Origin of the sequence: Streptomyces sp. NBC_00996 (genome assembly GCF_045162675.1) — a bacterium.
Classification (GTDB): domain Bacteria; phylum Actinomycetota; class Actinomycetes; order Streptomycetales; family Streptomycetaceae; genus Streptomyces.
This window is the reverse complement of record NZ_CP108723.1, coordinates 10,331,709-10,343,746: the sequence shown is the minus strand read 5'-3', so window position 1 is coordinate 10,343,746 and position 12,038 is coordinate 10,331,709. Positions and strand designations below refer to the sequence as shown.

Genomic DNA, 12,038 nt, shown 5'->3' with positions numbered 1-12,038 from the left:
CAGCCGACCGTTCCCCCGCCTCCACCAACCCGGTCACGCCATCGGGTGATGCGGAAAAGCGGGCGCCCGACTCCCCGGGGCAAAATGGGAGATGTGGGCGTCCGGCGTGTGTCAGTGGACCGCCTCGTGGAGCAGTCGTCGGGCCGCGGGCTGGTGGCGATTCCGCTCGCGCTGATCGTTGTGATCACCGTGGTGGACATCCGCTCCCCGACCGATGTCCATCTGGGGCCGTTGCTGGTCATCGCACCCGCGCTCACGGCCTCCTTCGCCGGGCCGCGGCTGACCGCTGCGGTGGGGGCTCTGGCGGTGGCTGGCCAGGCGTTCATCGCGATGCTCCACGGCGGGCTGACGACAACCAACCACATCGCGCAGATCATCGCTCTGTGTGTGCTCTCGTCACTGGTGGTTTTCGTCTGCCATGTGCAGGAGCGACGTGCTCGGGAGCTGAGCCGCGCGAGATCCGTCGCCGAGACGGCGCAGCGGGTCCTGCTGCGGCCGCCACCGCGCCGGATCGGACCGTTGCGCGTGGCCTGGCTGTATCTGGCCGCCGAGGACGAGACCCAGATCGGAGGCGACCTGTTCGCGATCGCCCGCGCCGAAGATGCCTCCACCCGGGTGATCATCGGAGACGTCCGCGGCAAGGGCCTGGCCTCCATCGGTGAGGCATCGGTGGTGCTGGGCGCCTTCCGAGAGGGTGCCCATCGGTACGCCACGTTGCGCGAGCTCACGGCGGCCCTGGAGGTGAGCGTGTGCCGCGATCTGGAGGACGTGGCCGACACCAAGGAGGACCCCGGCGAACACTTCATCACCGCGCTCGTCATCGACATCCCCGACGACGGCTCACAAGCCGAGTTGATCAACTGCGGCCATCCCCCGCCCCTGCTGCTGCACGATCACCAGGTCACCGCCCTGCAGTCCCGACACCCCATGCCTCCGCTGGGCATGTGCGCACTGCCCGCCGCAAGCCACCGCCCGGACTCGTTCACCTTCGAAACCGGCGACATCCTCCTGCTCTACACCGATGGCGTCATCGAAGCCCGCTCACCGGCAGGTGCCTTCTACCCTCTCGCCGAGCGGGTCGCCTCCTTCCCCACCTCCAGCCCCGACACGCTGCTGCACCACATCCACGACGACCTGCTCGCCCACGTCGGCGACCGACCCGCCGACGACGCCGCCCTCCTGATCATCGAGCGCACGGCCTCCCACCACCTCCATTTCACCCGCACCGTCGACGGCCACCATCGGCTCCACAGGAGACCCTCCCAGCCCACAGAACACTGATCCCCTACTCACCTCCCCACCCACAGAACACGCACAGGGGAAGGTCCTCCGGTTACCGGAGGACCTTCCCCTGTGCGACCTTCGATCGGTCTATTCGACGGTGGCCCAGTCGAGCGTGCGCTCCACCGCCTTCTTCCAGCTGGCGTAGCCCTCCGCGCGCTGGTCCTCCGACCACTCGGGCTCCCAGCGCTTGGACTCCTGCCAGTGGGTGCGCAGTTCGTCGGTGTCCTGCCAGAAGCCGGTGGCCAGGCCCGCCGCGTAGGCGGCGCCGAGCGCGGTGGTCTCGGCCACGACCGGCCGGCTGACCGGAACGCCGAGGACGTCGGCCTGGATCTGCATGCACAGGTCGTTCGCGGTCACGCCACCGTCGACCTTGAGTACGTCGAGGTGGACGCCGGAGTCCTGTTCCATGGCCTCGACGACGTCACGGCTCTGATAGCAGATGGCTTCCAGGGTCGCCCGGGCCAGGTGACCGTTGTCGTTGTACCGGGCGAGGCCGACGATCGCGCCGCGGGCGTCGGAGCGCCAGTACGGCGCGAACAGGCCGGAGAACGCGGGGACGAAGTACACGCCGCCGTTGTCCTCGACGGTGCGGGCCAGGGTCTCGCTGTCGGCCGCGTTCTTGATGATCTTCATCTGGTCGCGCAGCCACTGCACCGCGGAGCCGGTGACCGCGATGGAGCCCTCCAGGGCGTAGATCGCCGGGCTGTCGCCGAACTGGTAGGCCACGGTGGTGAGCAGGCCGTTCTGCGAACGGACCAGCTCCGTGCCGGTGTTGAGCACCAGGAAGTTGCCGGTGCCGTAGGTGTTCTTGGCTTCGCCGGGCGCGTAGCAGACCTGTCCGACCGTGGCCGCCTGCTGGTCGCCGAGCACCCCGGCGATGGGGATGGCGGCCTGCAGTGGCCGGGTGGTGCGCGTCACCCCGTACGCCTCCGGGTGGGACGAGGGGTTGATGGTGGGCAGCATCCGCCGTGGGATGTTGAAGAAGCCCAGCAACTCGTCGTCCCAGTCGAGGGTTTCCAGGTCCATCAGCATGGTGCGGCTGGCGTTGGTCACATCGGTGGCGTGGATGCCGCCGTGGGGGCCGCCGGTCAGGTTCCACAGGACCCAGCAGTCCGTGTTGCCGAAGAGGGCGTGTCCCTGCTCCGCCGCCTCGCGGACGCCGTCGACGTTCTCCAGGATCCACTGGATCTTGCCGCCTGAGAAGTACGTCGCCGGCGGCAGCCCCGCCTTGCGGCGGATGACGTCGCCCTGGCCCGAGCGTTCCAGGGCCGCGGCGATGGAGTCGGTGCGCGTGTCCTGCCAGACGATGGCGTTGTAGTAAGGACGACCGTTGCGCGGATCCCAGACAACGGTGGTCTCCCGCTGATTGGTGATGCCGATCGCCGCCAGATCTTCCGGCGACAGGTTCCCGTGCCGCAGAGCGTTCTGCATCACGGAGTTGGTGCGCTCCCAGATCTCCACCGGGTCGTGCTCGACCCACCCGGAGCGCGGAAGGATCTGGGCATGCTCCAGCTGGTGCTTCGCCACCTCGTTGCCGGCGTGGTCGAAGATCATGAAACGAGTGCTGGTGGTCCCCTGGTCCACCGCGCCCACGAAGTCCGCCATGGCGTGTCGCCTCTCTGGTGCGTGTCAGTCCTCGGGTACGGGGACACGTCCGGGGGGCTCAGGCTCCGCCGTGGGCAGGAACCGACCGATGAAGACTTTGTACACGCCGGCGCCGAGCACACCACCGATCAGCGGACCGACGATCGGTACCCAGTAATAGAGGTTCCCGTACTGATCTCGCCATGCTCCGCCGTACCCCGTGATGAAACTGGCCAGCCGGGGACCGAAGTCACGTGCCGGGTTGATCGCGTAGCCCGCAAGGGTGCCCCATGCCATGCCGATCCCCACAACGACCAGGCCGATGATGAACGGGGCCATGTTGGCGCCAGGAGGCGTGTTGAGCAGGTCCGTGATCGCCAGGATCAGGAGCAGCAGAATTGCCGTGCCGATGACCTGGTCCCGAAACGCGCCCCACTCGTGGACCGGCAGGTTCGTATTGCCGTTGGCGGGGAGCGTCGAGAACACGAACTGCGTCTTGAGGGTGTGTCCGGGGTCTGCCTTCGCCAGCGCCTCGGTGTAGTTCCAGCGCACGATGAGAGCCCCCACGAAGGCGCCGGCCGTCTGGGCCAGCACATAGGGCACCACCTTTTTCCAGGGGAACCCCTTGAACGTGGCCAGGGCGACGGTCACCGCGGGATTGATATGCGCACCGCTCAGCCGTGCTGCGACATAGACGCCCATGGTGACACCGAGGCCCCATGCCCAGGCGATGCTGTCGTGGTTACCGAGGCCACCGGGTGGCGTGGTGAGCGCTCCACCTGCGACCACTTGGGCCACCACGCCGACGCCGAAGAGGATGAGAATCATGGTGCCGAGGAATTCGGCCGACACCTCGCCGATCAGCCCCAGCCTTTTGAGTCGCTCAGCCATGGAAGCCCGCTTTCCCGCCGGCTCAGGACCGGCCGTTGAGTGCCCGAGTCCTCCGGACATCAGCATAGGACGATCTAGAAACAACCGCACAAGAAACGAAATAACACTCTTTAGCACGGTTGTATTCGACCAGAGCGGTTGCAGTCGACGATCCGCAGGCGGAGGTCCCCCCGCCCGTGCGTACCTCGCATGCCGCCACAGCGGCGTTCCCGACCGGCCGGCCCGGCACTGCGGCGGGCGTCAGACATCGGTGGGCAGGCCACTCACTTCCGCGATGCCGCGCAGCTCCTCGTCCTGGCGGTGCCGTTCACCGATGAAATCGGCGATCTCCTGGCACCGGGCGGGATCGGCCGCGGTGCCCGAATCCGTGACGACCCTGACGGGCCCGGTCTCCTCGGTCTCGATTTCGACGATCTGGTTGTCCATGCGCCCCGTGACGGCGACCGCGACGACGAGCGACGCCTCGTCGCGTACCTCCTGCGAGACGCTGTCCGCCTCCGCGCCTTCCAGACTCAGCTCGATCGGCCCCGCGCGCTGCTCCTGGATCGCTTTGAGTACGGGGTCGACCATGCGGCGCAGCAACGCGAAGTCCGCAGGGGCCATACGGAGGCGGAGCCGGTCGAGGTACAAGTCCACGGGCCGGCCTTCCGGCGAAAGCTCTGATTCGCTCATGGGATTCGACTTCCCCGATGTGGGCGACGTGATCGCATCTCTATCCAGAATGATGGGATTCCTTGCCCGCCGCCGCTCAGGGATCCCGGTAGGGCTACGGGGGGGGCGGACGCCGGAGGCTCAAGGAGACAGACCCCGGCCCGGTAATCCATGGACAGGGAACCAATCCGCCGGGACTGGCCAAGGACTAGGGGACAAACTCTCCCATAATCACCTGAGAGCGGAGATCCGTGATCTCCGCTGACCTCGACTCCAGACCCGCGAGCCGCACTGACCATACTGGGACACGCACGCCGCCGCCCTCAGATGCAAAGTGATCCATGTCGAAGTCCCGCACAGTCCGCACGACGGCCCCCGAAACCCTCTGGCTGACCGGCGGCCGCCACGCCGGGCCGGCCCCGCAAGAGGCCCTGCGGGAGCACCTGCGCAAGCTCAAGGCCGACGCGACGATCCACGACTTCCTGGAGACGGAGAACTCCACGGAAGCCGACGGCCACGTCTTCGAGGCCCGGTGGCTCGTCGACGATGCCGTCACGGTGCGGGCCCGGCTCGCGACCGACGGGCGCGACCCCGTGGACGCAGAGCGGCGCTGGACTCTGGCGGCCGAGGCGGAGCGACCCTGGGACCCCGCATGGCCCTCCCCCGTGACCATGTTCTGGCCCGAGGAGAGCGAGATCCCCTGGGCCCACGACATCGTCGGCGGCCTCCGTCTGCAGGACATCAACCCGCTGCCACAGGACGACAAGGCCCTGCGGCGCCTGCTCAAGGACGCCGCGCGAAACAGCTGGAGCATCAACGTCGTCGTCCACGAGGCGATGACTCCCGGCCAACGCGGTCGCCTGCCGCTGGCGCGCCTGCTACCGCCCGGACTGCGGCACCGCGTCGTGGAACACCGCGCCGCGCCTGAGCAACTCCAGGCCGTCAACTGGGCGCTGTACGACCTGGGCGTCCGCGTGCCCCGGGGCGGCGCCGTGATTCTGCCCGGCACTCCTGCCCGACCGGGGTACGAGGAGCAGGACTTCACGGTGCGCAGCGTGTTCCTCGACGGCTCGGAGCCGAGGGAACTCCTGGACAAGGTCGAACGGTACGCCGCGCTGCCCTGGCCTCTGCCGGAAGCAGCGGAAGCAGCGTTCACCGTTCTCCGGCAGAACTGGCATCTGCTGACCCTCGAGGAAGAACTCGCCCACGCACGCGCGCTCGTGAGTGCCTACGCCGAAGCACTCGACGCCATGACCGAGTCGCGCGACCGGTACCGCGAGGCGGCCGACCTCGCCCACGCCGCGTTGGCCGAGATCAAGGAATTCCAGGGCACGGATTCCCCCGCACGCGAGGAGTCCCCTCAGCACGACGGGCACTCGCTGCACCCGCTGACGAAGACGTTTCAGCGGGTCGCGGACAGCCTGAGACCACGGTCCAAGTGACCCCGAGGCTCAGCGGATTGGGCACCTGGCACTCTGCCGGGGCAGGAACTGGTCGGCGCGGTCGCCACCCACGCAGGCCGGCCTCGGAACCATGATGCTGCCGGGCCGGCCCCGCCCGGGTTCGGGCGGGGCCGGCCTTTGGCATCGGGGGCGTCCTCGGGGCTACCCGGACGCCGTCCCGTGGGATGCCCTGGACGGTGCCGGAGCATAGCCGGTGGGGCGGGTCGTGAAGACTCCCCGGCCTTGGGTCCGGCTGCGCAACCGCGTCGCGTAGCCGAACAGTTCGGCCAGCGGCACGGTGGCCGTGATCACCGCCGTGCTCGCTCGCGCGAGCGAGCCGGAGACCCGGCCGCGCCGTGCCGCCAGGTCGCCGAGCACTGCGCCCACGGCGTCGTCGGGCACCGTGACGGTGACTTCGACGACCGGTTCCAGTAGCCCCATCGCGCCGGCGCGCAGTGCAGCGCGGAGCCCCAGTCGGCCGGCCGTGCGGAACGCCATCTCCGAGGAGTCCTTCGGATGGGTCGCCCCATCGGTCAGCGTGACGCGCAGCCCGGTCACCGGGTGACCGCCGAGCGGTCCCTCGGCGAGCGCGTCCCGGCAACCGGCCTCCACCGCGCGGACGTACTCCTGCGGTACCCGGCCACCGACGACGCTCGAGCGGAACTCGAAGCCCGTCGCGCTCCCCTCGACGCCGCTCGGGTCGGCCTCCAGCGGCTCCACATCGAGGACGACATGGGCGAACTGACCGGCGCCCCCGTCCTGCTTGACGTGCCGGTACACCAGCCCCGACACCCCTCGCGTCACCGTCTCCCGGTAGGCCACCCTCGGGCGACCGACGGCGACCTCCAGCCCCTGGGCGCGCCGAATCTTCTCGACCGCCACCTCCAAGTGCAGCTCGCCCATCCCCGACAGCACGGTCTGACCGGTCTCGGGATCCGTCCGGACCGTCAGCGAAGGATCCTCCTCTCGCAGACGTGCCAACGCCGACACCAGGCGGTCGGTATCGATGCTGCGGCGGGCCTCGACGGCCACGGAGACGACCGGATCGGCGACGACCGGCGGTTCCGAGCAGCAAGGGAGCCTCGGGTGCGCACAGGGTCGCCCCGGCACGAGCGGACTTCGGGCCCACCAGCGCGACGATGTCACCGGCCACCGCCCGGTCCAGCTCCGCGTACCGGTCGGCCTGGACCCGCAGAATCCGGCTGATGCGCTCCGTGCGCCGCGCGCCCACGTCCCACACCGCCTCTCCCTTGTCGATCGTTCCCGAGTACACCCGCACATACGTCAGCCGCCCGGTGGCGGTCGCGTTCACCTTGAACACCAGACCGGCGAACGGTGCCTCTGCGTCGGCGAGTCGTTCCTGCGCCTCGCCGCTCCCGGTGCCGCGCACGGCCGGCACGTCGAGCGGCGAGGGCAGGTAGGCCACGACGGCCTCCAGCAGCGGCTCGATCCCGCGGTTGCGGTAGGCCGAGCCGCACAGCACCACCACGCCCTCACCGGTACGGGTCAGGTCGCGCAGCGCGGAGGTCAGCGTCGCCGCGGAGACCGCGGAGCGGGCGCAGAACTCCTCCAGCGCGACCGGGTGGAGTTCCGCCACCGCCTCCTCCAGCAGCCTGCGCCGCCGGTGCGCTTCTTCCCACAGGGCTTCCGGCACCGGGCCCTCCTCGACCGTGTCGCTGCCGTCCGCCCAGACCAACGACCGCATACGCAGCAGATCCACCACCCCGGTGAAACCGTCCTCGGTGCCGATCGGCAACTGGACGACCAGCGGGGCCGGATGCAGCCGCTCCCGGATCGACTCGACCGCGGTGTCGAGGTCGGCACCGGCGCGGTCCAGCTTGTTGACGAAGGCGATCCTCGGCACCCCGTGCCGGTCGGCCCGCCGCCACACCGACTCGCTCTGCGGCTCTACGCCGGCCACGGCGTCGAACACCGCGATCGCACCGTCGAGGACCCGCAGCGAGCGCTCCACCTCGTCGGAGAAGTCGACATGGCCCGGCGTGTCGATCAGGTTGATCCGGTGGCCGTCCCAGGCGCAGCTCACGGCCGCGGCGAAGATGGTGATCCCACGATCGCGCTCCTGGGAGTCGAAGTCGGTGACGGTGGTGCCGTCGTGGACCTCACCACGCTTGTGGGTGGTCCCGGTGAGGTACAGGATCCGCTCGGTGACGGTGGTCTTGCCGGCGTCGACGTGGGCGAGGATGCCCAGGTTGCGGACGGCGGTCAGCGGACTGGTGAGGTGACGGTGCAGGTCGGTACGCACGACCCATGGCCTTTCGGGTGATACGGAACGGGCGGCGCAATTCCCGGACGAAAGGCCTGTGTTCAGGCAGCGGTGAGGCCTCTTGAGCAGCGCACGGCATCGTGGCGCGCGCATACGGCCGAGTCGATGCCGAGCAGGCAGAGGTCAGGAGTTCGTCACGGGCATCCGGTTCCGGCCGCGCAGCCGGCACCGGGCGTGCGAAGACACGAGGATCACCTCGTAGCGCGACGGGGGAACGACGACAGCGGTGCGGTAACGCACGGCCCGGCTCCCCTCACTCGTCATGGCGCGCGCTGCGATGTCATTGCGGCGCGCGGTTCGTGGCGAGTGTAGGGAATCCCGCACGGGCGGGGCATCGCATTTTCCTCCCGGGCCCCGGCTGCGGCGTCGTCCCTCCTTGCCGACGCGGGCACGCCCCAGCAAGCAGTGGTTCCACGGCAGTTGAAGCGGCGATACGCGGGTGACGTCAGGCAACCTCTCGGGCTCGGCTGCCGTCCTCGTGGGACGGGGAGTGCTCCGGGATGGCTCCGGGGCGCACGGGGAGCATGCCGACCGAAGGAGAAGAACCTTGATCCGAGTCCGGCGAATAGGGATCGCCGCGGCTGCGTTGTTCGCAGTGGTCGCAGGATCGCCAGGATTAGCCCATGCCCAGCCGGTGACAGCCGGATCGGCACCGTCCGCGCCGGTCGCGGATTCCGGCGGAGAACTTCCGGCGGGCTGGCAGATCACCGGAGAGGGGGCCGCGAGACAACTCGTCTGGCGTGCGGACGATCCGGTGCCCGTGAGTGACTCCGGCGTCGAGTTCTACGCCGGCGACCGTTTCCTGGGCCGGCCGGTCGGCGGGCACGACGGCCGTACGTTCCGGCTCGCGCTGCACGGGGCCCGGCTCGGGGAGTTGTCCGACCTTCGGGCCCTGACCGGTCAACGCCGTCCCGACGCGGCAGCAGCCGACGAGGACCGGCCGAACCGACGCCCCGTGGTCACGGCCCAGCCGCCAACCCCGCTTCCGGCCAACGCGGTTGACCCTGGAAAGCCTGGCTCGTATCGGACCATCAGCGGCGAGTACACGCTCAACTCGGTGCGATTGCCCGGGTTCGCCGCAGCCGTGGAGATGCGCGCGGTCGTGGTCGCGCCCACCAACGCCTCGGGCCACCGCCCGCTGGCGCTGTTCCTGCACGGCCGTCACGCCACCTGCTTCACGGGTCACGGCGACGACGTGACCGGCGAGTGGCCCTGCCCCACGGGTTCGAAACCGATACCCAGTCACCGAGGCTATCTGCGCGACCAGAAACTGCTGGCCTCGCAGGGATATGTGACCGTGTCCATCTCCGCCAACGGCATCAACGGTCAGGACTACGCCGCGGAGGACGGCGGCGCACAGGCCCGGTCGTCGCTGGTGCGGCAGCACCTGGCCCGCTGGGCGGACTGGGCGGCGCACCCCGCCTCGGCGCCCCGGATCGTACGGGCCTCGGCTCCGGCCGACCTCTCACGCGTCCTGCTCGTCGGCCACTCACGAGGCGGCGAAGGTGTGAACCGGGCCGCCATGGACAGCCTGTACGCCCCGCCCGCCGACCAGGACGGCTACCGGGGCCCGGTGCGCTGGCACATCCGCGGCACCGTCCTCATCGGCCCGACCATCTTCGGGCAGAACCCGACTCCCGACGTACCGTCGACGACGATCCTGCCCGGCTGCGACGGCGACGTGTCCGATCTGCAGGGCGAGATGTACGTGGACGGCACGCGCGGTGTCAGCCGCGGCGCCGCCCTGCACAGCGCCGTGTACGTGATCGGCGCCAACCACAACTTCTTCAACAGCGAGTGGACTCCGGGACAGGCCCAGGCGCCGGCGGAGGACGACTTCTGGGCCGGGGACCAGCCGGACCGGGTGTGCTCGCCGGGCACCGCGACCCGGCTGACGGCCCACCAGCAGCAGGCCGCCGGTGCGACGTACATCGCCGCCGCGGCGCGGCTGTTCGTCGCGGGCGACGACCGGGTGCGCCCGCTGCTGGACGGCTCGAATCGGCGCGCGCCCTCGGCCGATCCCGCGCGGGTGCTCACCCACGCGGTCGGCGCACACCGGACGCCGGCGTTCCTGCCGGACGGCTCGGTCGCCGTGGACGGCGGCCGACTGTGCGCGGAGGTGGACACCGACGCGGCTGCGGCCTGCCTGAGCTCCGACGCGCGAGGCGTCTCGCCGCACTTCGCCCAGTGGGAGACCTCGAAGGAGCCGGGCCGGCGCGCCGTCGCGCTGCGCTGGACGGCTCCCGGCTCCGCGGCGCGCGTACGGCCGACGCGGGCCGTCTCCGTCGACGGCGCCGAGGCCCTGGCACTGCGCGTGATCGTGCCGCCGAACAGCAAGGACACCCAGCTCGACGTGACCCTCGCCGACGCTTCCGGCCGCCGGGCCACCCTGGGGCGGGTTCACCTCGACGGTCTGCCCGGAACCGACCGCACCGCCTCCTTCTGGGGTCAGGAGGTCCGCGTCCCGCTGGCCGCCGCCGCCCGCGCCGGACTCGATCTGCACCGAGTGACGGCCCTGGAACTGACCCCGCGCAGCCGTTCCGGACAGGCCTGGCTGATGGACGCCTGGGGCTGGCGCCCCGGCACGGCGACCGTCCGACCCACCGTGCTGCCCCGTGTCGACATCGGCCGGCTGACGGTCAAGGAGGGCGACTCCGGAGTCCGGACCTACCACGTGCCGGTGCGGGTCTCCGGGCACGGCAGCGGCACCGTCCGTCTCTTCGTCGCCGATCCGGCATCGGACCAGGCCACAGGGCGTGAGGTGACGGTGCGGCCCGGGAGTCAGAGCATCGACGTGCCGATCAAGGTGCGGGGCAATACCCGTTTCGGATACGACATCTCGCACGACGTCTTCGTGAAGGCGGTCCACGGCGCGGTGGTCGGCGCCCATCGCGGCGGCGTCACGGTGCGGAACGACGACCCGATGCCCACCATCGAGGTGACGCCGGTCGCCGACCAGGTCACCGAAGGCCAGAGCCTGACCTGGCGGGTGTCCCTCTCCGCCGTGGCAGACACGGACATCGAGGCCTACTTCAGCGTCCTGCCGGTCACCGGCGGCGCCGAACTGTCCACCACGGATGTCGACCCCCAGTGGCTGCTGGAGAACTCCGGCGAGTCGCCGCAGCCGTCGCGGCCTCTTTCCGCGGTGCGGGGACTCTCCCTCTACGCCACCGTCCCCGCCGGCCGGTCGAGCGCCCAGGTGACCATCCCCACCGTCACGGACGCCCTGACCGAGCCGGAGGAGGCGGTGCGTCTCCAGGAGACCGTCTACGACGAATCGGGTGAGCCGCACGACGGTCCGGTCCTCACCGGAAAGGTCAGCGACGCTTCGTAGGTCCGCCCGACCCTGCGCCGACCGGGGCCGTGTGAAGGACCCGGTCGGCGCCCTCCCGGACAATGTCGTCGATCGAGGAGCAGCCGCTGGGTGTCGTGCCGTCGTCGTTCACTACGCTCAGCATGGACCTGCCTTCCCCGCCGGTGCTGCGAACACCGGTCCTGCTTGGCGACCTGTCGATCAGTGACCCGGTCGCCGTCCTGGCGGCGGCCTCCCAGCGCACCAGCCGTATCGACCTGGGCACCGCGGTCATCCCGGTCGGTTGGGAGAACCCGCTGCGGCTCGCCGAAGACCTGGCCACCGTCGACGTCCTGTCCTCGGGCCGCCTCAATCCGGGTGTCAGAGTCGGGCCGCCGATGCACTACGAGCAGGTCAAGCACGCCCTGTACCCCGACACCGCCGACGCCGAGGACTTCGGATACGACCGCGTGGCACGGCTCCTGGACTTCGTACGCGGCGAAGCGGCCACCGATTTCAGCGGGATCGAGGGCTTCGAGGTGTTCTCCGACACATCGAGCGGGCTGTCGGGGGTGCGGGCGATCCTGTCGCCGTGGTGGAGGTACCGGTC

6 protein-coding genes and 2 pseudogenes are annotated in these 12,038 nt (G+C 70.1%); 4 read left to right on the top strand and 4 right to left on the bottom strand.

From position 1 onward, the window contains the following. Positions 1 to 84 precede the first annotated feature (84 nt). Positions 85 to 1,281, top strand: coding sequence for a PP2C family protein-serine/threonine phosphatase (locus OG390_RS47915; RefSeq protein ID WP_406176905.1), 1,197 nt, complete (start codon positions 85 to 87; stop codon positions 1,279 to 1,281). A 90-nt stretch (positions 1,282 to 1,371) separates the two neighbouring features. Here the strand turns inward: OG390_RS47915 and glpK are convergent, their stop codons facing one another. The 3 genes from glpK to OG390_RS47900 form a co-directional block, all read right to left on the bottom strand. After that, entirely contained in the window at positions 1,372 to 2,889 is a 1,518-nt protein-coding gene (glpK, locus tag OG390_RS47910) for a glycerol kinase GlpK (protein ID WP_406176903.1), read from the bottom strand. Between the two features lie 24 nt (positions 2,890 to 2,913). Next, positions 2,914 to 3,759, bottom strand: coding sequence for an MIP/aquaporin family protein (locus OG390_RS47905; protein WP_406176901.1), 846 nt, complete (start codon positions 3,757 to 3,759; stop codon positions 2,914 to 2,916). Between the two features lie 240 nt (positions 3,760 to 3,999). Further along, positions 4,000 to 4,431, bottom strand: a complete 432-nt coding sequence (locus OG390_RS47900; RefSeq protein ID WP_406176899.1) for a hypothetical protein — start codon at positions 4,429 to 4,431, stop codon at positions 4,000 to 4,002. Between the two features lie 320 nt (positions 4,432 to 4,751). Here OG390_RS47900 and OG390_RS47895 point away from each other — a divergent pair, with 320 nt between their 5' ends. Continuing rightward, positions 4,752 to 5,852: a hypothetical protein gene (locus OG390_RS47895; RefSeq protein WP_406176898.1), complete on the top strand. Its 1,101-nt coding sequence runs from the start codon at positions 4,752 to 4,754 to the stop codon at positions 5,850 to 5,852. Between the two features lie 162 nt (positions 5,853 to 6,014). On the opposite strand, the pseudogene fusA reads toward OG390_RS47895, so the two are convergent. Continuing rightward, positions 6,015 to 8,115: pseudogene (gene fusA / locus OG390_RS47890) on the bottom strand (elongation factor G). Positions 8,116 to 8,683: 568 nt separating this feature from the next. On the opposite strand from fusA, the gene OG390_RS47885 reads away from it, so the two are divergent. Together OG390_RS47885 and OG390_RS47880 are read left to right on the top strand one after the other, a co-directional pair. Then, positions 8,684 to 11,470, top strand: a complete 2,787-nt coding sequence (locus OG390_RS47885; RefSeq protein ID WP_406176897.1) for an alpha/beta hydrolase family protein — start codon at positions 8,684 to 8,686, stop codon at positions 11,468 to 11,470. Between the two features lie 179 nt (positions 11,471 to 11,649). Beyond that, positions 11,650 to 11,979 (top strand): annotated as a pseudogene (locus OG390_RS47880) (LLM class flavin-dependent oxidoreductase); the annotation flags it as partial. Between the last annotated feature and the right edge of the window lie 59 nt (positions 11,980 to 12,038).